This window comes from Serratia sp. PL17 (assembly GCF_017832355.1).
In the GTDB taxonomy this organism is placed as follows: domain Bacteria; phylum Pseudomonadota; class Gammaproteobacteria; order Enterobacterales; family Enterobacteriaceae; genus Serratia.
The window spans coordinates 377,275-400,968 of sequence record NZ_JAFIBY010000001.1 but is presented as its reverse complement, the minus strand read 5'-3'; the positions used below and the strand labels follow the sequence as shown (position 1 = coordinate 400,968).

The 23,694-nt window shown below is 52.4% G+C and carries 22 protein-coding genes; 9 read left to right on the top strand and 13 right to left on the bottom strand.

Annotated elements, in window-relative coordinates:
• Positions 1-117: 117 nt before the first annotated feature.
• The 7 genes from potI to JOE25_RS01850 form a co-directional block, all read right to left on the bottom strand.
• Positions 118-963 carry a putrescine ABC transporter permease PotI gene (potI, locus tag JOE25_RS01880; RefSeq protein WP_209632518.1) on the bottom strand — a complete coding sequence of 282 codons (846 nt, stop codon included), beginning with the start codon at positions 961-963 and terminating at the stop codon, positions 118-120.
• Positions 960-1,925, bottom strand: a complete 966-nt coding sequence (potH, locus tag JOE25_RS01875) for a putrescine ABC transporter permease PotH (protein ID WP_209632517.1) — start codon at positions 1,923-1,925, stop codon at positions 960-962. Before potH ends, potI begins: the two co-directional genes overlap by 4 nt.
• A 19-nt stretch (positions 1,926-1,944) precedes the next feature.
• A complete protein-coding gene (gene potG / locus JOE25_RS01870; protein ID WP_209632516.1) occupies positions 1,945-3,078 on the bottom strand; it encodes a putrescine ABC transporter ATP-binding subunit PotG in 1,134 nt (377 codons plus the stop codon).
• Positions 3,079-3,216: 138 nt separating this feature from the next.
• On the bottom strand, positions 3,217-4,326 hold the full coding sequence (gene potF / locus JOE25_RS01865) for a spermidine/putrescine ABC transporter substrate-binding protein PotF (protein ID WP_209632515.1): 1,110 nt from the start codon (positions 4,324-4,326) through the stop codon (positions 3,217-3,219).
• Between the two features lie 407 nt (positions 4,327-4,733).
• Positions 4,734-5,213: a YbjN domain-containing protein gene (locus tag JOE25_RS01860; protein WP_209632514.1), complete on the bottom strand. Its 480-nt coding sequence runs from the start codon at positions 5,211-5,213 to the stop codon at positions 4,734-4,736.
• Positions 5,214-5,373: 160 nt separating this feature from the next.
• Entirely contained in the window at positions 5,374-6,276 is a 903-nt protein-coding gene (gene rimK, locus JOE25_RS01855) for a 30S ribosomal protein S6--L-glutamate ligase (RefSeq protein WP_209632513.1), read from the bottom strand.
• A gap of 57 nt (positions 6,277-6,333) precedes the next feature.
• The gene (locus JOE25_RS01850) at positions 6,334-6,648 is read right to left on the bottom strand and encodes a YbjC family protein (protein WP_209632512.1); all 315 of its coding nucleotides are present in this window, start codon (positions 6,646-6,648) and stop codon (positions 6,334-6,336) included.
• Positions 6,649-6,889: 241 nt separating this feature from the next.
• On the opposite strand from JOE25_RS01850, the gene JOE25_RS01845 reads away from it, so the two are divergent.
• Positions 6,890-7,153 (top strand): GrxA family glutaredoxin, encoded by a 264-nt coding sequence (locus tag JOE25_RS01845; protein ID WP_012006074.1) that lies wholly within the window; start codon positions 6,890-6,892, stop codon positions 7,151-7,153.
• Between the two features lie 42 nt (positions 7,154-7,195).
• Here JOE25_RS01845 and JOE25_RS01840 read toward each other — a convergent pair whose 3' ends face one another.
• Entirely contained in the window at positions 7,196-7,585 is a 390-nt protein-coding gene (locus tag JOE25_RS01840; protein ID WP_209632511.1) for an inner membrane protein YbjM, read from the bottom strand.
• Positions 7,586-7,899: 314 nt separating this feature from the next.
• On the opposite strand from JOE25_RS01840, the gene JOE25_RS01835 reads away from it, so the two are divergent.
• Positions 7,900-9,588, top strand: a complete 1,689-nt coding sequence (locus JOE25_RS01835; protein WP_209632510.1) for an aspartate:alanine antiporter — start codon at positions 7,900-7,902, stop codon at positions 9,586-9,588.
• A 228-nt stretch (positions 9,589-9,816) separates the two neighbouring features.
• On the opposite strand, the gene JOE25_RS01830 is transcribed toward JOE25_RS01835, so the two are convergent.
• From JOE25_RS01830 to JOE25_RS01820, 3 genes are all read right to left on the bottom strand, one after another.
• A complete protein-coding gene (locus tag JOE25_RS01830; RefSeq protein WP_209632509.1) occupies positions 9,817-10,785 on the bottom strand; it encodes a pyridoxal-phosphate dependent enzyme in 969 nt (322 codons plus the stop codon).
• Between the two features lie 262 nt (positions 10,786-11,047).
• Positions 11,048-11,560, bottom strand: coding sequence for a serine protease inhibitor ecotin (gene eco, locus JOE25_RS01825; protein WP_209632508.1), 513 nt, complete (start codon positions 11,558-11,560; stop codon positions 11,048-11,050).
• A 140-nt stretch (positions 11,561-11,700) separates the two neighbouring features.
• The gene (locus tag JOE25_RS01820) at positions 11,701-12,549 is read right to left on the bottom strand and encodes a 5'-methylthioadenosine/S-adenosylhomocysteine nucleosidase (RefSeq protein WP_209632507.1); all 849 of its coding nucleotides are present in this window, start codon (positions 12,547-12,549) and stop codon (positions 11,701-11,703) included.
• A 156-nt stretch (positions 12,550-12,705) separates the two neighbouring features.
• Here JOE25_RS01820 and JOE25_RS01815 point away from each other — a divergent pair, with 156 nt between their 5' ends.
• Positions 12,706-13,440, top strand: a complete 735-nt coding sequence (locus JOE25_RS01815; RefSeq protein ID WP_209632506.1) for a phosphatase PAP2 family protein — start codon at positions 12,706-12,708, stop codon at positions 13,438-13,440.
• 5 nt (positions 13,441-13,445) lie between these two features.
• Positions 13,446-14,051, top strand: a complete 606-nt coding sequence (ybjG, locus tag JOE25_RS01810) for an undecaprenyl-diphosphate phosphatase (protein WP_209632505.1) — start codon at positions 13,446-13,448, stop codon at positions 14,049-14,051.
• A gap of 40 nt (positions 14,052-14,091) precedes the next feature.
• On the opposite strand, the gene JOE25_RS01805 is transcribed toward ybjG, so the two are convergent.
• Positions 14,092-14,925: a hypothetical protein gene (locus tag JOE25_RS01805; protein ID WP_209634147.1), complete on the bottom strand. Its 834-nt coding sequence runs from the start codon at positions 14,923-14,925 to the stop codon at positions 14,092-14,094.
• 223 nt (positions 14,926-15,148) lie between these two features.
• Between JOE25_RS01805 and deoC the strand changes: the two genes are divergently transcribed.
• The 4 genes from deoC to JOE25_RS01785 all read left to right on the top strand — a co-directional run bounded on the left by deoC (position 15,149) and on the right by JOE25_RS01785 (position 20,605).
• A complete protein-coding gene (deoC, locus tag JOE25_RS01800; RefSeq protein ID WP_209632504.1) occupies positions 15,149-15,829 on the top strand; it encodes a deoxyribose-phosphate aldolase in 681 nt (226 codons plus the stop codon).
• 288 nt (positions 15,830-16,117) lie between these two features.
• Positions 16,118-16,882: a DNA-binding transcriptional repressor DeoR gene (gene deoR / locus JOE25_RS01795; RefSeq protein WP_209632503.1), complete on the top strand. Its 765-nt coding sequence runs from the start codon at positions 16,118-16,120 to the stop codon at positions 16,880-16,882.
• A gap of 969 nt (positions 16,883-17,851) precedes the next feature.
• Positions 17,852-19,147, top strand: a complete 1,296-nt coding sequence (locus JOE25_RS01790; protein ID WP_209632502.1) for an HAAAP family serine/threonine permease — start codon at positions 17,852-17,854, stop codon at positions 19,145-19,147.
• Between the two features lie 90 nt (positions 19,148-19,237).
• Complete coding sequence (locus JOE25_RS01785) at positions 19,238-20,605, top strand: L-serine ammonia-lyase (RefSeq protein ID WP_209632501.1); 1,368 nt, start codon at positions 19,238-19,240, stop codon at positions 20,603-20,605.
• Positions 20,606-20,647: 42 nt separating this feature from the next.
• Here JOE25_RS01785 and JOE25_RS01780 read toward each other — a convergent pair whose 3' ends face one another.
• Positions 20,648-21,853, bottom strand: a complete 1,206-nt coding sequence (locus JOE25_RS01780; RefSeq protein ID WP_209632500.1) for a serine hydrolase — start codon at positions 21,851-21,853, stop codon at positions 20,648-20,650.
• 463 nt (positions 21,854-22,316) lie between these two features.
• On the opposite strand from JOE25_RS01780, the gene JOE25_RS01775 reads away from it, so the two are divergent.
• On the top strand, positions 22,317-23,684 hold the full coding sequence (locus JOE25_RS01775; RefSeq protein ID WP_209632499.1) for a cystathionine beta-synthase: 1,368 nt from the start codon (positions 22,317-22,319) through the stop codon (positions 23,682-23,684).
• Positions 23,685-23,694: the final 10 nt, after the last annotated feature.

Genomic DNA, 23,694 nt, shown 5'->3' with positions numbered 1-23,694 from the left:
AAACTGCCGCTCATAACGCGGCAATTAACCTTGATTGGGGCTATTCAAACGGCGTATATAAAGTCAGGTAATCAATTGCAATACCAATTATTGCAAAAATAGCAGGTTTGCTCAGACTCAGCTACGGGCAGCCTTTTGTAATTCGCGCGATCGCTGTTTTTCCGAGCGCGCCATAAACCACCATGCAATCAAGCCAATAACCCCAACCACCAGCAGAATCAAACTTGCCAACGCGTTAATTTCTGGGTTAACGCCCATGCGTACGCTGGAGAACACCAACATCGGCAAGGTGGTGGCACCCGGCCCGGCGACAAAGCTGGCGATAACCAGATCGTCCAATGACAGGGTGAAAGCCAACATCCAACCGGCGATCAGTGCAGGGGCAATCATCGGCAAGGTGATCACAAAGAACACTTTCAGCGGCGTCGCGCCCAAATCCATGGCGGCTTCTTCGATAGAGCGATCCAACTCACGCAGGCGCGAACTGATCACCACGGATACATAAGCAGTACAGAAAGTGACATGGGCCAGCCAAATGGTAAACATGCCCCGCTCCGACGGCCAGCCAAACGCATGCCCCATCGCCACAAACAGCAGCAGTAACGACAGGCCTGTGATCACGTCCGGCATAACCAAAGGGGCTGTCAGCATAAAGGCAAAACCGGTTGAACCGCGGAAACGGCCAAAACGCACCATAACCACGGCCGCCAGAGCGCCAAGCACCACGGCGGCGGTCGCCGAGGCAGCAGCAATCGTCAAGCTTAGCCCGACGGCACTGATCATCGCTGAATCATGGAACAGCTCAACATACCACCGCGTCGACCAGCCTGCCCACACCGTCACCAGCTTGGAACTGTTGAACGAGTAAACCACCAGCATCAGCATCGGTGCATACAAAAATGTAAAACCAATGACCAAAATAGCAATGCGCCATGGTGAACGAACTACCGGCAAATTGTTCATCCCTGCCCCCCCATTTCCTTGTTCTGGTGCTTGTGGAACCAGAGAATTGGCACGATCAACAGCAACAGCATAACGGTAGCAACCGCCGAGGCCACCGGCCAGTCGCGGTTATTAAAGAACTCCTGCCACAGTACCCGGCCAATCATAATACTGTCGGGTCCGCCCAGCAGTTCAGGAATGACAAATTCGCCGACCGCAGGGATAAACACCAGCATCGAGCCGGCAATAATGCCGCCACGCGTCAACGGCATAATCACGCTGAAAAAGGTTTTCAACGGTTTGGCCCCCAGATCGAGGGAAGCCTCCACCAACGAGTAATCCAACCTTGTCAGCGCGGTATAAATCGGCAACACCATAAACGGCAGATAGGAATACACAACGCCGATATACACCGCCAAATTGGTGTGCAAAATCACCAGTGGATGATCAATGACACCCAACCACAACAGGAAGTTGTTAAGAATACCGTTGTTTTTCAAGATGCCCATCCAGGCATAAACCCGGATTAAAAACGAGGTCCACGACGGCAAGATCACCAGCAGCAGCAATATATTGCGGGTTGACGATTTGCTGTGTGCCACTGCCCACGCCAACGGATAGCCGATGATTAAGCAGCACAGGGTCGACACCGCCGCTACCTGCAACGATTGCAAATAAGCATCCACATACAGCGGGTCGTCGGTCAGTTGCAGGTAATTGGCAAAGTTGAGTGCAATATCCAGCTTACCCTCTGCCCAACTCATCAAGTCAGTATAGGGTGGAACGGCAAGCGCCAGTTCTGCCAGGCTTATCTTGAACACAATCAGGAACGGCAGCAGGAATAATAACGTCAGCCACAGCAGCGGCACCGCAATTACCAGCTTGCGGCCATGGGCCATCTGCAGGCGCTGGAACAGCGCTTTCAATGGACCGGGCGTTTTCGCCGGCGGTTCCGGCGGCGTGCGTTCAGCAAGCATTGTCATAATGATTATTCCCCACCTTCTACACCGTCAACACGACACAGCTGTCGGCTTCCCAGCACAGACGCACTTCATCACCCCAGGTCGGCATCCCTTTGCGGAAACGATGGCCGTTCTGCAACTGGGCGCTGATCATCTGGCCGCTGAGTAATTTCACGTGATAGATAGACAAATCACCGAGATAGGCGATGTGCACAACCTCACCTACGGCAAAGTTGCAGCCATCTTGCGGTACGTCTTCGCACAGCATAATTTTTTCTGGTCTCAGCGCGACCTGGATCGGTACGCCGTCTACCACCGAGGCATCAGAGTCAACCTTGATCGCGTGACGCAAGCCGGGGCTTTGCAGGATCAAGGCATCGTCATGGCGCTCTTGCAGCACACAGTCAAATACGTTGACCGAGCCGATGAACTCCGCGCTAAAGCGGCTGTTCGGGTGCTCGTAGATCTCTTCCGGCTCGCCAATCTGCACAAATTTACCGCGGTTCATAATGGCTATACGGCCTGCCATGGTCATGGCTTCTTCTTGATCGTGCGTCACCATTACGCAGGTCACTCCGACACGCTCAAGAATGTCCGTCACTTCCAGCTGCATCCGATCGCGCAGCTTTTTATCCAGCGCCCCCATAGGTTCGTCGAGTAGCAGCAGCTTTGGTCGTTTCGCCAGGCTACGTGCCAGGGCCACGCGTTGACGTTGACCACCGGAGAGTTGGTGAGGCTTACGTTTGGCGAACTCCTGCATATGCACCAACGACAACATTTCGGCGACCCGGCCGGCGATTTCCGCACGAGGCATTTTGTCCTGCTTCAGGCCAAAGGCGATGTTTTGCTCTACCGTCATGTGCGGGAACAGCGCGTAGGACTGGAACATCATGTTGATCGGCCGCTGGTAAGGTGGCACGTGCGACATATCCTGCCCATCGAGCACTATTTGCCCTTCCGTCGGCTGTTCAAAGCCGGCCAGCATACGTAGCAGCGTCGACTTGCCGCAGCCCGAAGGGCCCAATAATGCAAATATTTCGCCTTTATAGATGGTCAGGCTGACGTCTTCGACCGCGTTTTGGCCATCAAAGGTTTTGGTGAGGTTACGGATTTCCAGCAGAGGGGTGAAAACCTTCTGCGACTTGGCTTGAGGACGAGGGATGACGTCGTTCAATCGGGGTGCTCTCCGGTGCAAAACAGGACAAAAAACCACGGCGATTGCCATGGCCCAAAATGGCAACGAGGCGGGAAACACCCGCCTGCTGGTCAAAACAACAGGGAAAACCGGGCCCGATATACTGGGCCCTGAGTATTACTTCCCGCTTTTAACTTTAGTCCAGGCACGGGTAATGACGCGGTCCAGTTTCGGCGACTGTACGTTCAACGTGAACAGCTTGGCGCGAATATCCGCTGGCGGATACACGTTCGGGTTATCACGCACCTCGGCGTTCACCAGCGGCGTAGAGTCCTTGACCGCATTGGCGTAGTAAACGTGGTTGCTGATATCCGCCATGATGTCCGGTTTCAGCAAGAAATTCAGGAACTGATAAGCAGCATCTTTACTTTTGGCATCTGCCGGCATGGCAAACATATCAAAGTAGGTCAGCGCGCCTTCTTTCGGAATGGCGTAAGCAATGTTCACGCCGTTCTTCGCCTCTTTGGCACGGTTGGCGGCTTGCATGACGTCACCGGACCAGCCGATCGCGACACAGATATCCCCGTTCGCCAGATCGTTGATGTACTGGGAAGAATGGAAATAGCGGATGTTCGGGCGCAGCTTGAGCAGCAGATCGTTTGCCGCACCGGTGTAATCCGCAGCGTTGGTGCTGTTAGGATCTTTGCCCAGATAATGCAGTACGGTAGCGTAAACTTCGCTTGGCGCATCCAGGAAGGAAACCCCACAACTTTTTAGCTTCTCGAGATTTTCCGGTTTAAGGATCAGATCCCAACTGTTGACCGGTGCATCTTTGCCCAACACCGCTTTGACCTTATCAACGTTATAGCCGATACCGGTGGTCACCATCATGTAAGGGATGCCGTACTTGTTATCCTTATCGTTATGCGCCACCAGCTTCAGCATCTCTGGATCAAGGTTTTTGTAGTTCGGTATTTTGCTCTTGTCGAGCGGCTCAAAAATGCCTGCTTGCGACTGACGTTCGAGGAAGTTGGATGAAGGTACGACCAAATCATAACCGGTGCTGCCTGCCATCAGCTTGCCTTCCAACACTTCGTTGGAGTCAAAGACGTCATACACGACCTTAATACCGGTTTCTTTTTGGAATTTAGCTAAGGTGTCCGGCGCAATATAGTCGGACCAGTTATAGACGTGCAGCGTTTTTTCCTCGGCTGACGCTGTGACGGACGCGGCCATCAGCAGGCCAGCAACAACACCCGATAACCACTTTTTACGTTGGGTGACCATCCGTAACTACCTCCAAAACAGGGGTGAATCATAGAATTGAACTTGTATCGGAATCGATACAAAACCTTTCCTGATCGAGCGCAATAGTTGCAACCGCGGATTGAATGGCTATGCAGTTGATTGCATGTACCTTTTTCAACTGCCCCGCCCGCATGGTCACCTGGAGAATCGCAAGCCCTTAGCAGAATCAGCAGCATAACCCCTGTTGCCAAAACGCACCAGCCTCCGGGGTTAAAACCGGTTTTTATCGATTTTTTATGCAGTTTCTCTCTATGTGATACGCCATTAATGGCATAAACGGCGAGGAATATCTGGCAACAGAGGGTAAAACGCAGAATATATTATTGCAGGAAGGAATAACGGCAGCATGCCGCCAGGGAGGCGGCACACATAATGTACAGTGGGGATCAGTGCAGCATTGGGTGGCGGTCAGCCGCAGCCGGGTTCTCTTCTTCGTCACCCATAAACAGCAGATCGTTCGCCCGCGCTTCGAGGATGACCATTGAGATTTGCTCTTCACCCTGCTGCATAAAGTGGGTGAACTGTTCCAGCGTGACGCCAACGGCGATGCTCAGCGCCTGACAAACGATCAGCTTCGGCAGGTTATCGTCCTGGATATCAACAAAAGCTTTGATGGTCAGCGAACTGGCGTTGATTTGGCTCAGATCCGCCACCAGCGGGATCAGCGCCGTCGGCTTCACTTCGGCCAGCGCGGAGAACAGGAGCACGTTATCAACCAGATCGAGTTTGGCGTCGAAAACGCCGTCGAAGTTTTGCATGTGCGGCAGGTGCAGCGCCTGGCAAGAATCGCACTCAAAGAATGAAATGCCCGATTGATCCAGCCAGCGTCGCAACAACGCCAAATCAGGGACAATGAGTGAATCCATAATACCAGCCTCACAATATTCAAAACACGAAAAGGCGCATAGCTTACGGAATATTGCCCAGCTATGCCACGATCAATGCGGCTTAATTCGCTATTAGGGCAAATATGGCAGAGAAAAAGGCGTGTTACCGCGTGCAGAGAAGCCTATTCTGTTCGGTGTCCTACCCCCCCGACTTCAGGCGGAAACCCGGTCTGCCACGCTGTTCGATATACTCGATCATCATGCCTGCAATATCCAACCCCGTCGTGCTTTCAACCCCTTCCAGACCCGGTGAAGCGTTGACCTCCATTACCAATGGTCCACGGTCCGCGCGCAAGATATCAACCCCGGCAACATCCAATCCCAGCGTGGTAGCCGCCTTCACCGCCATCGCCCTCTCTTTGGCTGTGATAACCACTTTGCGGGCCGTGCCGCCTCGATGCAGATTAGAACGGAACTCGCCGGGCTTTGCCTGCCGCTCAATGGCGGCTACCACCTTGCCGCCGACGACCAAACAGCGCACGTCGCAGCCCTGCGCTTCGCGGATATATTCTTGCACCAGGATATGAGCGTTAAGGCCGCGGAATGCATCAATAACGCTTTCCGCGGCTTGGCGTGTTTCCGCCAGCACCACACCGATACCCTGCGTACCTTCTACCAGTTTGACCACTAACGGGGCGCCGCCGACCAGTTCAATCAAATCACCGGTATCGTCCGGCGAATGCGCAAAACCGGTGATCGGCAGGTCTATGCCTTGGCGTGCCAGCAATTGCAAAGAACGCAGCTTGTCGCGCGCACGGGTAATGGCCACCGACTCATTCAGCGGGTAGCTGCCCAACAGTTCAAACTGACGCAGTACCGCAGTGCCGTAGAAGGTCATGGCGGATCCGATGCGGGGGATGACGGCGTCATAACGCTCTAACTGACGACCACGATAATGGATAGTGGGCGCAGCCGGATTAATGTTCATGTAACAGGAGAGCGGATCGATAATATCAATGCAGTGGCCGCGCTGTTCAGCCGCCTCCACCAAGCGCTTACACGAATACAGCGTTCCATCGCGCGAAAGAATGGCAATTTTCACTCGTCACCCCAAAAAGACAATCACCTGTCAGGCAGGCATATCACCGACTGCGGTCACTCAGACACGCGGCTCACGATCGTTTTTATCATCTGGCATAGGTTTCACTTCGGGTTTGCGGCGATCGTTTTGCGGTGGTTCGTCACCGCGCATCAATGGGCCAAAGCCTTGCACCACGCGCCAGACCAGAAATGCGGCGGCAGGTACCATCAGCGCTATACCGAGAAAGATCATGCCTACCGCCGCCTGTGGCGACGCCAACCACCCCGGAAGTTGGACATGATTGTGAATGCTCAGATAAGCCAGCACCAACAACAGCATCCCCAGACCTTCCAACACCAGCACGGGACGCGGTAAGTCACCGAATGAACGCATATTTTTCTTCTCCCAAAGCTCTGCCTCCAGTGTAGTGAATTCCAACCAGCGGCGACAGCCCCGACAGCTTAATCGGTTACATGAATTGGATTAACAGGTAATTCCTGCTTTTTTTTCGCCGTCTCAACGGGCATAGTAACCGTCATTAACGCAGGTAATGCTTGGCTTTGGTCTTTTTGGACTGACAGAATGTCATTGCAGTTGCGATTACATATTTAAATATCAATCTAAGGAGTGTTGCATGTTTGCAGTTATCTTCGGGCGCCCAGGCTGTCCTTATTGTGTCCGTGCGAAAGAGTTGGCGGAAAAACTGACTGAAGAACGTGACGATTTCAACTTCCGTTATGTTGATATCCACGCTGAAGGCATCACCAAGGCCGATCTGGAAAAAACCGTTGGCAAGCCAGTAGAAACCGTACCGCAGATCTTCCTCGATGAGAAACACATCGGCGGCTGCACCGATTTCGAGGCCTACGCTAAAGAAAACCTGAATCTGTTCCAGTAAGCTTCAGACAGAACGACAAAAAGGCGCGGATAGCGCCTTTTTTTATTGCCGTTCACCGGAATGACAGTGCCGATAGGCTTGCAACAAACTGCGTACAAACAAAGCCAGCAGCGCACCGAATACGCACCAGAATACCGCGCTGGTGGCATAAGCCAGTTCCTGCCAGAACGAAGAGGACGGCGTTAGCCAAAGATGACGAATGATGAGACACAGCGGCAACGCATATAGCGCTCCCAGCAGCGGGCAGAGAATACGTTTTTTACTCGACAAATAGCTGGCGATAACGCCGGGTATCACGAACAGCAGCAGGCCCGTTTCGCCCTGGTGTTCATGATCCGTACTGCCGAATGCCCCGCTCTGCTGGCCGAGATACACCAGGCTGAACAGCAGAAAACAGCTTAAAATCCCCCACCAATACCGTTCACTCGCCACATCGCCTCCCGTTTAACCTCGTTACCACGCCGTAAAAATCAACAGTGCCACAAAACCCGTGACGCCTTGCCGTAAACCGGCAACGCTGAACTGAACTTTTTCCTTGGCTTAAAGAGGGTTAAATGCGTACGGCGGCGCAGGAAGTCAGCTTTATGCTGGCTGTCACGCGCCATTGCGACTAGAATAAACGCCGCCGATCGATGGTTCGAATCGCCTTCCGCTGGTTAGTTATTTATGACGTCGCTTTTTGACTGAATTTATATCTTATAGTTATTTATATCAAGCACTTACTGGTAAACAATAAGTTATCCTACGTGAACATAAACGTCGCTAGTTTGTTAAACGGTAACTACATCCTGTTACTGTTCGTGGTACTCGCACTGGGGCTGTGCCTCGGTAAAGTCCGTTTGGGCTCCGTTCAACTCGGTAATTCCATTGGCGTTTTAGTGGTTTCGTTACTGCTTGGGCAACAACACTTCGCCATTAACACAGAAGCACTCAACCTCGGCTTTATGCTGTTTATTTTCTGTGTTGGCGTGGAAGCCGGGCCGAACTTTTTCTCAATTTTTTTCCGTGACGGCAAAAATTACCTGATGTTGGCACTGGTGATGGTCGGTTCCGCAATGGTGATCGCCATTGGTCTTGGCAAACTGTTCCATTGGGATATTGGCCTGACCGCCGGTATGTTAGCCGGTTCTATGACCTCAACCCCGGTACTGGTGGGCGCGGGCGATACGCTACGCAATACCATTACCAACGGCCCGGCACTTCTGGCGGCGCAAGATCATCTGAGCCTCGGTTACGCCCTGACCTACCTGATTGGTCTGGTCAGCCTGATTTTCGGCGCGCGTTACCTGCCCAAGCTACAACATCAAGACCTCTCCACCTCCGCTCAGCAGATTGCCCGTGAACGCGGCCTGGACACGGACAGCCAACGTAAGGTGTACCTGCCGGTCATCCGCGCTTACCGCGTTGGGCCGGAATTGGTCGCCTGGGCGGATGGCAAAAACCTGCGCGAGCTGGGTATCTATCGCCAGACCGGTTGCTATATCGAACGTATTCGCCGTAACGGCATTTTGGCTAACCCCGATGGCGACGCCGTGCTTCAAGTCGGCGATGAGATTTCGCTGGTCGGCTATCCTGACGCACATGCACGGCTGGATCCTAGCTTCCGCAACGGCAAAGAGGTCTTCGACCGGGATTTGCTGGACATGCGTATCGTCACCGAAGAGATCGTGGTCAAGAACAGCAATGCGGTAAATAAGCGCCTGAGCCAGTTGAAACTGACCGATCACGGCTGCTTCCTTAACCGCGTGATCCGCAGCCAGATTGAAATGCCTATTGATGACAGCATCGTGCTCAATAAAGGTGACGTGCTGCAAGTCAGCGGCGACGCACGCCGGGTGAAAAGCGTGGCGGAGAAGATTGGCTTTATCTCCATCCACAGCCAGGTGACCGACCTTTTGGCATTCTGCGCGTTCTTTATCATTGGTCTCTTGATTGGCCAGATTACCATTCAGTTCAGCAACTTCTCGTTCGGCATCGGCAATGCTGCCGGCCTGCTGATGTCCGGCATCATGCTCGGGTTCCTGCGAGCCAACCACCCAACCTTTGGTTATATCCCACAGGGTGCGCTGAACATGGTGAAAGAGTTTGGCCTGATGGTGTTTATGGCCGGCGTAGGCCTGAGCGCCGGCGCGGGTATCGGCCATAGCCTGGGCGCGGTCGGTGGCCAGATGCTGATCGCAGGGCTCATCGTCAGTTTGGTGCCCGTGGTGATCTGTTTCCTGTTCGGTGCCTATGTACTGCGCATGAACCGCGCCCTGCTGTTCGGTGCGATTATGGGTGCCCGTACCTGCGCACCGGCAATGGAAATCATCAGCGACACCGCGCGCAGCAATATCCCGGCACTGGGCTATGCAGGGACCTACGCTATCGCTAACGTATTGTTAACCCTTGCAGGCTCGCTGATCGTGGTGTTGTGGCCGGGGATCTTCGGCTAACTGATAAGCAACGAAGATGAATCAGTGGCAAAAATATTTTGAAATTTTTATCCCCGGTGAGAACTTTCCTTTCCGGGGGTAGTCTGAATTAGTGCCACTGCTTTTCTTTGATGTCCCCATTTTGTGGAGCCCGTTAGTCCCGCCTTTTTAGGTTCAAGACTATCGGGTTTTTTGTTGCCTGTAGAGAATCACCGGCTGAAATAATCGCCCAAACGCTTATGCGATCAATCAGAGACTTTGCGAGTAGCTCACCCATTTACTCATATCTTGATGGGATATATTTCCACCGCATACGACAAGCCCAATCACGGCATTATCGGGCAGCGTGGGGGCAATTGACATAGCGGCAGGTATGAGCGTTCCAGATGCCAGTTCAACCCATAACTTCGCCTCTTCGCCAAACGCAACCATACCTTCCACGGCGGCCTTATCCGATACCACAATGATGTCCTCAACATAAGCGTGAGCATGGGCAAGCATCATTTCGTCAATGACGGGTACACCGAGAGTAGAAATAATCGACGTAATCTCAACGTTAACAGGCTTACCCGCGCGAAGTGCCTGATGCATTGAACTGGCGCCGGACGTTTCAACACCCCAAATTCGGATATCGGGCTTAATCGCTTTCAATACCGTGGCCGCTCCCGCCAGCATGCCGCCACCACCAACGGCAATAAAAACATCGGTCAACTCAGGACAATCGGCAATAAATTCAAGCGCGAGCGTTCCATGCCCTTCAGCTATCAACGAATCGTTACAATCATCGATGACGACATATCCTTCATTGGCCAATGCTTTAGCCCGCTCAAACGCAGCCTGAACATCGGTTTCTATAATGACGACGCTGCCCAGCTCACGAATCCTGTCGATAGCCGTTGCGGGGGCGCTTGGCGGCATAATGATAGTAACGTCAGCGGCAAAAATTTTCGCTGCCTCGGCTATTGCGATACCAAAATTACCGCCACTCACGGCAACAAACCGGTTATTTTCGAAATTGTCTGCCAGCTTCAAAAACTTATTTAGCACCCCCCGCGCCTTAAAAGAACCACCAAGCTGGGTGTTTTCCAGTTTCAGAAAAACTGGCCTTTGGACTTTTTCGGCCAGTTTCGAACCGGGTATGGCTGGCGTCCGAATAACCTTCCCAGATAAACGTTCTGCTGCTTCAACGATGGCGTTAAATTCAATTAATTTTGTCATGTTTGCCCAGTCAGGTGGATGTTACTGTTGTAAGTAGGCATAAAGCTAACCGTGTTTTTCTGTGCCTTACGGTAGACTCCTGCCTTTTTTATCGACACCAAACTACAGGCTTTTACTGCCGTTTTCTATGGCTTCGCACCAGGGTGCGATAAGCAAAAAAAAAGCCCGCCAGGGGGGCCATTGCCAACGGCACAATGCACTCCCAAGACGGGCCTTTTTCTGGAAATTACTTAGCCGAGCTAATGATTAGCTCGTATCGATATTACTTCTGCTCTGCTTTGCTCACGGTGTCTTCCGCTTTCCATACGCGGTATTTCACTTCCACATCTTTCGGCACGTAGACCACGATTGGCAAGCGGCTGTTGTAGCGTTGCATGGCAGCGTCACCAAGGTTGGCGGCGATAAATTTCTGCTGTTTGGTGTTATCTGGGCAACCCATCATGGTTGACGCTGGCTCAGACAGTTTTTCCAATACCAGGTAGTCGTAGCCCCAACCAGAAAGCGTTTTGCTTTCCAGCGTGCCGCCGATCATGTGGTGGTTACAGTCCACTTCCAGCGTTTTTCCGATCAGCAGTTCCACTTTGAAATTTTCTTCATGTTCCTGCTTCGGCAGGTAAATGACCTGACGGTTCATGCCTTTCTCAGCCTTCGGATATGGCGCGACCTTCTCGAGCGGCTGTTTGCTGATATCGGTGTCTTCGGGAGAGGTGGCAGCAATGGCGCTGGCAGAAACGGCCATCAGCAGGCCGGAAAATACGACAGATACCTTGTTCATGTTTTATCCCTACAATTTATTAAACTCACCGCTCATAAACTAATACACTACCGACAAGCCCGCCAGTAGTTTAATATTCTTTACAATGTGCAATGGTCAGTGACAAAAACCCATCAGTGACCATTGTCTGGGATAAATCATTATTGAGGTGCGTTTTTGGCTATATAAGCCTTAACGACCTGATAGACATAATCCTGGCACGCAAGGCCCGTCTGCGGGTCGTATTTACCCTGATTAGTGATATTGTTCGACAGTACGCGAATACCAATAAACGGAATGTTAAAGGCGGCAGCAATCTGTGCGGCGGAGGCCGTTTCCATCTCTTCAACCGAGGTATGATAATTGGCGTGGAAAAAACTGATGCGGTCCAGCTCGCTGTTCCACACATCGGCGGAGCCAATCACGCCTTCAACCACCTTGCCTTGGGTATAGCTGTCTTTAACTCCCTCAGCAACAGCCAACAGTTTGCCATCTGCCGGGAATTGACGGATCGTGTGGGCATTTTTATCTTCACCCGCACTGCCTTTTGACGCCAACAGATCCATCGGCTGCCACTGTCGTGAGTCGCTGCCTTCGCCGGCCGCTTTCTTCGGGGTCTTAAACGCACCCAGGCTAACCGAATACTTGCCCAACACAATGTCATACACCTTCAGTGCCGGGTCGTGCCCCCCCGCGGTCCCCTGATTGATGATCGCCACCGGATGAAAATGAGTCGCTGCAATCGCTGTAGCCGCCGCGGCATTAGACATGCCTTTCAGGGTTTCCGACACCACCACAGGATAGCCGTCTACCGTACCCTGCCAAAAACGCCAGCCGCCAATCTGCTCTTCACGCGGGTTGTCCAGACGCTGGGCAAAACGCTCCGCCTCCACTGGCATTGCGCCCTGCACGACAATAGGCGCAGCAGCAACGCTCTGCTGCGCCATAGCCAACGGTGAAAAAAACGTGTTACACGCAACCAACAGCGCAAGATTTATTTTTCTTGTCATCACCACATCATCCCAATAAAAAAGCAAACGATTACCTTAGCCGAAAGCGGTGCTCTCGCCTACCGCTTTCTGACGCCAACTCTCTGCTGCATTTAAGGTTTTCTTAAGACAGAATTATTACAGTACGACTATCTATTGATGTCACTGAGTCAGCGTGTGAACCCAAAACCTTCATTAAATCAATCCTCAACAACATCCCAAATTAAGACTAACGCCCTTTACTCACTGCCAGCATCCTTTTACCGTTGGCAGGTTTTGGGATTGATCGTCAGTGGTTTGTTGTTCCTGTGGCTTTCACGCAACGAACAACTTGACTGGGCAATCAGCAATGACTGGTACGATCCTGCCAGTGGGCATTTCCCTTGGCAGAACAATCACTGGCTGGATTTGATTAACCACCGCTTGCTGAAAATCAGTGTCATTACCGGTGCAGTATTGGCGCTATTTTGGGGAATCTACCGCCGTAACCCGCGCATGATCGTCACTATGGTGTTGATCGGTATAGGGCCATTGGTCGTTGGGATCCTGAAAGCCACCAGCGCGCATTCCTGCCCGTGGGATTTGATCGAGTACGGTGGCAAAGCAATGTCCTTCCCACTCTTCGGCACGGTACCTGCAGAACCTGGACCGGGACGCTGCTTCCCCGGTGGTCACGCCTCCAGTGGCTTTGCCGTAATGGCACTGTTTTTCCTGTTTTATCCACAACGCCCGCGCCTGGCTTACTGGTGCTGGTTTGGCGGTATTACGCTCGGCATGCTGATGGGTTTTGGTCAGGTGATGCGCGGTGCACATTTTCTTACCCATAACCTATGGGCAGGTTGGTGGGTTTGGTTCAGCCAATTGGCTGTTTATTGGACGGTAAGCGGTTTTATCCGCCGCAAGACGAGGTAAATATTATGGAGCAGTTGAATCATCTACTTTTCGCCTGGATCAATGCGACCCCGGCGTCCCCCGAGTGGTTAATTGATGTTGCCACCTTTTTGGCGCGCGATCTGATCATTATCGTGCCAGCGCTGATCATCGGGTTATGGCTGTGGGGGCCGCAGAGCCAGCTGGTATCACAGCGTGAAGTGGTTGCAAAAACGACGATAGCTCTGTTATTTGCCATGCTTGCCGCCGCCACTATCGGCATGCTGCTGCCACATGAACGACCCTTTGTTGCAGGTGTCGGCTACACCTTCCTGGCGCATGCCCCGGACAGTTCATTCCCCAGCGATCACGGAACCGCTATCTTTACCTTCGCCCTGGCCTTCTTGTTCTGGCATCGGGTCTGGTCAGGTATTTTGTTGCTGATCGTCGCAGGGGGTATTGCCTGGTCCCGGGTTTATCTTGGCGTGCACTGGCCGCTGGACATGGTAGGCGGCTTCCTGCTTGGCCTGGTCGGTTGCTTGTTTGCCCAGCTGGTATGGAACCTGTTTGGTGACATCATCGCCACCAAACTGGCACGCCTGTACCGTTTCCTGTTTGCCTTCCCTATCCGTAAGGGCTGGGTGAAAGAATAAGCCCTTGCGCATTCCGGCAGGGGCAACGTAGCCCCTGCTATCACACCACCCCGGTCGTCACACAAAACTCTCGCGTTTTTCCCACGGCTAACATCATCCCCGGCAATTGACTCTCTCCGTGCGGGCAGCACGTCGCAGGTTGAATAAACCTGAATGCGTGAAGACTCCCCTGTTGCGTTACAGGGCGTAAACCATAGTTGAACTGCGCTGTGGAAAAGCGCGTGACATAACGCCGGCCTTTTGAAGCCAACATAAAGAACTCGGCCTGATCGACATACAGTGACAGATCGTCTGAACACAAGACCCCTTGTTCAGCAATATGGCCCGGTGGTGCCAGGGCCAGCACTGGCAAATTCTGCCGAAAAATCGCAGTAGGAATACAGCCATAGTTAAGCTGGCATACGTAACGGATCGGCAAGGGTTCATCCGCAAGGTTGGTGATATGCATTTCAAGGGTGAACTGTGCGCTGTCAGCCGCCAACCGCACGGCCGGGCGCAGCCGATATCGCTGATCTGCGGGTTCTCCCGACGCATAAAGGGACAGAGTCTTGCCGTCTATCTGCAGCCACACCTTCTGTTTACTTACTACTGAACCTTCCTGATACGGCCAGGGTGAATGAAAAGCAGAACGGCCCTCCAGTTTTCTCCTGACAAATCTGGTGCTACGGCGACCTGACTTTAATGAGTAGCCATCAAAATCGGCATCCCAAATCGTCAGATCACGGAAAGGAAGCACGCTTAACACACCACGGCTGTTTGCCAGCATCAGCACTTCCCCTGTTTCTTCGGTGCTGAACGCTGTAACAACAAAATCCGTATTGCGGAAAATCTCATCCGGTTGTGCCCTAAACTGCTCTGGCGCCAGATTTATCATTATATTCATTCTTTCCCCCTGGTTTTTCACGTGGGTAACCCTGTTCTCAGCATTGAATGTTATTTAAGTAACATTAAACACTCCGTATGTTACACACCAAACAGCCTAAAAACGATGATCTGTGCTTCATTTTTAAAACACCACTATGTTTAACGGCATTACAATGTTACTATTATAACATTACTCACATCATGCTTTGTTTAAACGTCAATAAGGAATCAAGATGACTACCGAAAACATCGATTACGCCCGTTACGTCGACCATACCCTGCTGGCAATGGATGCCACTGAAGCGCAAATCGCCAAATTGTGTGAAGAAGCACAACAGCACAATTTCTACGCCGTCTGCGTAAACTCAGGCTATGTGCCGTTGGCTGCACATCTGCTGCAAGAAAGCCAAGTGAAAATTTGCTCTGTCATTGGCTTCCCTCTGGGTGCCGGCCTGACCGTAGCCAAAGCCTTCGAAGCCAAAGCGGCTATTGCCGCTGGCGCGCAAGAAATTGACATGGTGATCAACGTGGGTTGGTTGAAAAGCGGCCTGCTGGAAGAAGTCAAAGCTGACATCGCCGCAGTGCGCGAGGTTTGCGCGGCGATCCCGTTGAAGGTAATATTGGAAACCTGCCTGCTCAGCGATGAACAGATCGTTCAGGTTTGTGAAATGTGTCGCGAACTCGATGTGGCTTTCGTTAAAACCTCTACTGGCTTCAGCACCGGTGGTGCTCGTGAAGAGCATGTCAAATTGATGCGTGCCACAGTAGGCAGTGAGATGGGTGTTAAAGCATCCGGCGCCGTGCGCGATCGCGCAACCGCCGAGAAGATGATTAAAGCAGGCGCTACTCGTATCGGCACCAGCTCTGGCGTAGCAATCGTTTCCGGTGATCAGGCTGCCGCAGGCAGCTACTGATAACCTGAGGCGCCCCAATATCGGGCGCGCGCCGTGATAATCTGATGCGGGGTAATATGTCCAGCCAATAGCTGGCCACTTATTACCCCGCATTTGTGTGTTTGGCCCTAGAGAAAACCGAGGCTGTACCCCGTCACTGCATGTGGGCACTGATCGTAGAGTAACGCGTGAAACATAAAGCCGCTCGAAACGTAAACGTGCCTTCAAAGGGTCAACGCCTTCGCGTTGCGGGCAATGATGGGACACGGCCTACTATATTGGCTCTTAACCCTGCGGGAAGACAGACAAATGGAAACACGGCGCGAAGAACGTATCAACCGGTTAGTGCAAGCGTTAAAGCGCTCTGACAAGATCCATTTAAAAGAAGCCGCCGTGCTGTTGGGCGTTTCTGAAATGACCATCCGCCGCGATCTCAGCGCGGAACCCGCTGCCGTGGTATTACTGGGTGGTTATGTGGTGGCAGATCCACGCAGTAACGGCGTGACCAACTACTTTGTATCCGATCAAAAAGCCAAGCAAGTCACCGAAAAACGCCGTATCGGTTTGCTCGCTGCAGCGCTGATCGGCGAAAATGACACGGTATTCTTCGATTGCGGCACCACCACCCCGGCGATCATAGATGCCATCGCTGATGAATTGGTCTTTACCGCAGTGTGCCACTCGCTCAACACCTTCCTGGCCTTGCAGGACAAACCCAACTGTAAAGTGATCTTGTGCGGTGGTGAATTCCGACCGAACAACTACATTTTCACGGCTGTTGGCCGCCACAACGAGCTGGATCATATCTGCCCTAATATCGCCTTCATTTCCGCCGCCGGCCTGAGCCTGCAGCATGGCGCAACCTGTTTTAACTTTGATGAGTTAGAAATGAAGCACCGGGCCCTTAAGATGTCGCAACAAAAGATCCTGGTGGCGGATCACAGCAAATTCGGCAAAACCAAACCTGCCTGTATCGGTCCACTGACCCATTTCGACCGCGTGATCACCGATCGCCAACCTGACCCACAGTTTGCGGAATTTTTCACCGAAAATGCGATAGCCATTCGTTTTTAATCTGCACTTCACCGTCGGTATTTGCCGACGGTAGGCTTCATTCTGCTCTTCATCATCCTTCAAAGACGAACAAATAACGTGCAACTGATTCGCTAATTTCTTTATCCGCACCCAATGTCAGGTTAATAAATTGCAACAGTTTGTCAGACTTATTCCTCTAACAGGGAAGAATCTGAAGTGATAATACTTTCTCTCTACGTCTAACAACCCTTTTATATGATAAATAGCGATAACTTCTACAAGATAAATATCAACAATTTCGTAACCTTGTCGCTTTAAATATAACCAAGTTATTTTATTTATATGATGAATGGTTAAGCATTTCGCCCCGTTAATCGATCAATTAGTTTACCTGCGTTATTAGCTGGATATTGAAAATTAATCATTATATAACAATGCGTTAATTGAAATTCCACTTAGAATATTAATGTGATCTACGTCACTAAAACCGCTTAATCCGGGTTTTTAGCTAGATCCAAACCCACGCTTAAAATATATTGCTCGGCTTGCTGACAACGGCAGTGTTTTATCTGGTTACAGATTAGCGATACCCGATAAACCCTGAAAGATTTATGAGAGCGTTCTCAGCATGAAACCTTACACAAGCGCGCAACATATGCATGAAAAACCAATAAAAAAGCAGTTAGCCGCACACATTACGCATTTGAGAGCATGATCACGGTTGTTTCTACTGTAAATCGTTATCTTGCCGCCAACGAAAATCGGCAGGCAATGACCTCCCGGCAGCGGTACCGATAGGATGCCTTCAACAGGCTAAATATCCTTTGATTAGTTATCCGGCATACGTGCCCAGGGTAATTAGCATAATAAACAACCAGGGGGAGGCCAGCTATCCCCGCAAGCAGCACCTGATTCTTACCGATGCCGCGATCTCATATTGCGTCATTCGGTCTTAACCTTAAGTTTTGCCTTTAATTTTAAATTATCGTGTTCACTTCGGAGATATTTATGGACACTACACAGACCGGCACCATTGCCTCTGCGGCTTCTGGCTCTACCAGTACCTGGCGTAAAACCGACACCATGTGGATGTTGGGCCTGTACGGCACCGCGATCGGCGCGGGCGTATTGTTCCTGCCAATCAACGCCGGTATCGGTGGGCTGATTCCCCTGATCATCATGGCCATCATCGCTTTCCCGATGACCTTCTTCGCCCACCGTGGCCTGTGCCGTTTCGTTCTCTCTGGCAAAAATGCCGGTGAAGACATCACCGAAGTCGTTGAAGAGCACTTTGGTATTGGCGCAGGTAAACTCATTACCCTGCTCTACTTCTTCGCTATCTACCCAATCCTGTTGGTTTATAGCGTCGCCATCACCAACACCGTCGACAGCTTCATTACTCACCAATTGGGAATGACTTCGCCACCGCGCGCTATCCTGTCACTGATCCTGATCGTTGGCCTGATGACTATCGTGCGTTTCGGTGAGCAAGCTATCGTGAAGACCATGAGCATCCTGGTATTCCCGTTTGTTGGCGTGCTGATGTTGCTGGCTCTGTACCTGATCCCTAACTGGACCACCGCCATCTTCGACAACGTCTCTTTGTCCGGCGCAGGCACCGGCATGGGGCACGGCCTGATTATCACCCTGTGGTTGGCGATCCCGGTTATGGTGTTCTCCTTCAACCATTCGCCTATCATCTCCGCTTTTGCGGTGGCCAAACGTGAAGAATACGGCCAGGAAGAGGCTGAGAAAAAATGCTCCCGCATTCTGGGCTTCGCTCACATCATGATGGTGTTGACCGTAATGTTCTTCGTGTTCAGCTGCGTGCTGAGCCTGTCACCGGAAAACCTGGCCGAAGCCAAGGCACAGAACATCTCCATTCTGTCCTACCTGGCCAACCACTTTAACAACCCGATGATTGCCTACATCGCGCCGGTTATCGCCTTTATCGCGATCACCAAGTCGTTCCTGGGTCACTACCTGGGCGCACGTGAAGGCTTTAACGGCCTGATTGCCAAATCGATGAAGAGCCGCGGCAAAACCATCAGCACCAACAAGCTGAACCGTATCACCGCTATTTTTATGCTGGTGACCACCTGGATTGTTGCGACCCTGAACCCAAGCATTCTCGGCATGATCGAGAACCTGGGTGGTCCAATCATCGCCATGCTGCTGTTCCTGATGCCGATGTACGCTATCCGTAAAGTACCTGCCATGCGCAAGTACAGCGGCCACATCAGCAACGTGTTCGTCGTTGTGATGGGCCTGATCGCCATCTCCGCAATCCTGTACAGCCTCTAATCAAGACCAGCCGGCGCTCCCTGCGCCGGCTTCTCTGCACGGCCCCCTTTCCTGTACTAACGCCTAACACCTGAAGAAGGAGGCGAAACCATGGTCAGCGTTTTCGATATTTTCAAAATTGGTATTGGTCCATCCAGCTCCCACACCGTCGGCCCGATGAAAGCCGGCAAGCTGTTCACCGATGAGTTGATTGCCAGCCAGCAGTTGATGGATACCACCCGTGTAGTGGTCGACGTCTATGGTTCGTTATCTCTGACCGGTAAAGGTCATCACACAGATATTGCCATCATCATGGGACTGGCGGGCAACTTGCCGCACGACGTGGATATCGACAGTATTGCCGGTTTTATCCACGACGTTGGGCAACGCGGTCGCCTGTTGCTGGCCAATGGCCATCACGAAGTGGATTTCCCGCTGCAAACCAGCATGAACTTCCACAGTGATAATTTACCGCTGCATGAAAACGGCATGCGTATCCGCGCGTTCGCCAATGAGCAGTTGCTTCACAGCAAAACCTATTACTCGACCGGCGGGGGGTTTATCGTCGATGAAGAGCATTTCGGCCTGGCCGCGGCAAACCCGGTACAGGTGCCCTTCCCGTTCGCCTCCGCACGAGACTTGCAACAACACTGCAAAGACGCCGGCCTGTCGCTGTCCGGCCTGGTGATGCAAAACGAATTGGCATTGCACAGCAAGGCCGAGATTGACGCGCACTTCGCCGACGTCTGGCAGGTGATGCGCGACGGTATCGAACGTGGCATGAACACCGAAGGCCTATTGCCTGGCCCGATGAAGGTCCAGCGCCGCGCCGCCGCTTTGCGCCGCATGCTGGTCACCGGCGACAAAAACAATATCGATCCGATGAACGTGGTTGATTGGATCAATATGTTCGCCTTTGCCGTCAACGAAGAAAACGCCGCCGGTGGCCGCGTGGTGACGGCCCCGACCAACGGTGCCTGTGGCATCATCCCGGCGGTGCTGGCCTATTACGACCAATTTATTCGCCCGGTTAATCCAAATTCCTACAGCCGTTACTTCCTGACATCCGGTGTGATCGGCGCGTTGTACAAAATGAACGCGTCTATTTCCGGGGCCGAAGTGGGCTGCCAGGGGGAAGTGGGCGTTGCCTGCTCAATGGCGGCTGCGGGATTGGCAGAATTGATGGGCGGTAGCCCGGCACAGGTTTGCATCGCGGCGGAGATCGCCATGGAGCACCACCTGGGGTTGACGTGTGACCCACTGGCCGGTCAGGTTCAGGTGCCTTGTATCGAACGTAACGCGATTTCCGCGGTGAAAGCGGTCAATGCCGCACGTATGGCGCTACGTCGCACCAGTGAGCCGCGGGTGTGCCTGGATAAGGTCATAGAGACCATGTATGAGACGGGTAAAGACATGAACGCCAAATACCGCGAGACGTCGCAGGGCGGATTGGCGATCAAGGTGGTCGCCTGTAACTGATAAAAAAATAAGGGCGCAATTTATCATTGCGCCCTTTTATGGTTAACCGAATACGCTGCCGAACCACTGGGTCAGCTTCATCATCACCATGTCCCAGATACGGCTGAAGAAGTTACCTTCTTTCACTTCCTGCATCGCCACCAGCGGGTATTGCTCAATGGTTTTGCCGTCGAGCTGGAAATCAATGGTGCCGACGACCTGATTTTTCGCCAATGGCGCTTCCAGCGTCGCCTGATTCAGTTTGTAACTGGCCTTCAGGTTTTTCATTTGCCCTTTCGGGATAGTCACGGCTGCATCTTTCGCTACGCCCAACGGTACTTCATTGACGTCGCCAAACCACACTTTCTGAGTAACAAAGGGTTTGTCGGTTTTGATCGGCGTGGCGGTTTCGTAGAAGCGGAAGCCCCAGGTCAGCAATTTTTCACTTTCGCTAAAGCGGATACGATCGCTCGGTGCGCCCAGCACTACCGAGATCAGACGCATAGGGCCGTCAGTGGCCGATGCAACCAGGTTATGCCCGGCACCACCGGTATAACCGGTTTTGATGCCATCCACGTTCAGATTGGAGCTCCACAACAGGCGGTTGCGGTTAATCTGGCGGATCTTGTTGAAGGTGAATTCTTTTTCTTTATGCAGCGCGTACTCATCAGGCACATCGCGGATCAGCGCCTGGCTCAGCAATGCCATATCGCGTGCTGTGCTGTACTGACCTTCCGCATCCAGGCCATGTACCGTCAGGAAATGGGTATTCTGCAGGCCCAGAGATTTGGCGTAGTTGTTCATCAACCCAACAAACGAATCCTGACTGCCTGCGACATAATCGGCCAACGCAATACTGGCGTCGTTACCCGACTGAATGACAATGCCCTTGTTCAGCTCCATCACCGGTACCTGATCGCCCGGTTTAATAAACATCAGTGAAGACCCACGCAGTGCCGGGTTACCGGTTGCCCATGCGTCTTTGCCTACGGTCACCATATCTTCCGGCTTGATCTTGCCGGCCTTGATCGCCTGCCCGATCACATAGCTGGACATGATCTTGGTCAGACTGGCGGGATCCAAGCGGGTATCGGCGTTACCCTCCGTCAGGATTTTGCCGCTGTTGTAATCCATCAGCACATAGGCCTTGGCATCAATCTGCGGGGCAGCCGGCGCGTCGGCCGCCTGTACAACAGGAGCCGCCAACAACAGTATGCTGACGCTAAACGTTAATTTCTTCAGGGTGGTGGATAAGTTTCTTTTCATCATGACGTCGCCAGAGTGTCCATTCAAATCATTGAAATAGCGTTAACTTTCAAACATATTCACGTTTTCAGCCAACCAGCGAGAGTAGCCCGGCACGCGTTTGCCAACCGCAGACTCCCTGCGGCCCCATGACGGGTGAACGGCGCACCAAAAATGCCCTTGCTGTGAGTTTATTAGATTCATCTTATTTTTGCAGGGTTTAGCGTGAATTTTCAGCATTTTTACATAACTGTACGCTGTTACGCGTAAATTGGATGAAAAGCCTGCTGCACGCCGTTTTTTTAAACAACCCACGGCTACACGGCTGAACATCTGCACCGCTGCACATCTATGCCTCCACACGGCCAAATTGAATTAATATATTCCAAAAATGCATATTGAGGGGTTATTTGTTCTTTTTAATACGCTTATTTGCAGCGCTATCATCCAAATAACGGCCATTAAACCGAATTATTCTGGAGATCCCATGGCAATACCCCACTCCGTCATCGACATGATCGGCAACACCCCAATGTTGGAACTGACCCAGTTCGATACCGGCCCCTGTCGGCTTTTCATCAAGCTGGAGAACCAAAACCCAGGTGGCTCAATCAAAGACCGCGTTGCCTTATCAATGATCGAACAGGCAGAACGTGATGGAAGCCTACAACCCAGCGGCACCATCATTGAAGCCACTGCGGGAAATACAGGTTTGGGGCTGGCCCTGGTGGCAGCACTGAAGGGGTATAAGCTGGTGTTGGTTGTGCCGGACAAAATGAGCCGGGAAAAGATTTTCCATCTGCGTGCACTGGGTGTGGACGTCGTGTTAACCCGCTCCGATGTAGGTAAAGGCCATCCGGCTTACTATCAGGATTACGCAAAACGTCTGGCGAGCGAGATCCCCGGGGCGTTCTATATCGATCAGTTTAATAACCCAGCCAATCCGGCGGCTCATACCCATACCACCGCACCGGAGCTTTGGCAGCAGATGGACCACCAGGTCGATGCCATCGTCGTCGGTGTCGGTTCCGGCGGCACGCTGGGTGGGCTGAGCCACTATTTCGCCGAGGTATCGCCGCAAACCGAATTTGTGTTAGCCGACCCGGCAGGTTCAATCCTGGCGGACTATCTCGATAACGGCCAGATCGGTGAGGCGGGCAGTTGGCTGGTTGAAGGCATCGGCGAAGATTTCGTCCCGCCACTCAGCGACTTCAATCAAGTACGTAACGCCTACCGTATCGGAGACGCCGAGGCATTTACTACAGCACGCGACCTGCTACGCAAAGAGGGTGTACTGGCGGGTTCATCCACCGGCACGCTGCTGGCAGCCGCATTGCGCTATTGCCAGGCGCAAACCGAACCCAAACGCGTGGTCACGTTCGTCTGCGACAGCGGTAATAAATACCTGTCTAAAATGTATAACGACCATTGGATGCTGGAACAAGGTCTGTTAAGCAAACCACAGCATGGCGATCTGCGCGACCTGATCGCCTATCGTCATGACGAAGGGGCTGCGGTATCGGTAGCCCCCGAAGACACTCTGGCGATCGTTCATGCCCGTATGCGTCTGTATGACATCTCACAGTTACCCGTGCTGGAAGGCGATCGCGTTGTGGGTCTCATCGACGAATGGGACCTGCTTAATACCGTACAGGCGGATGCCAACCACTTTAGCCTCCCCGCCACCCGCGCCATGACTCATTCCGTCAAGACGCTGCAAAAAGAAGCCAGTTATCAGGATTTACTCGCCACGTTCAATCACGGGCACGTGGCTGTGGTGCTTGATGGTGAGCGCTTCCTCGGTTTGATTACCCGCACAGACGTACTTAACGCCTGGCGCCAAAAATTACGTTAATAAGGATGAT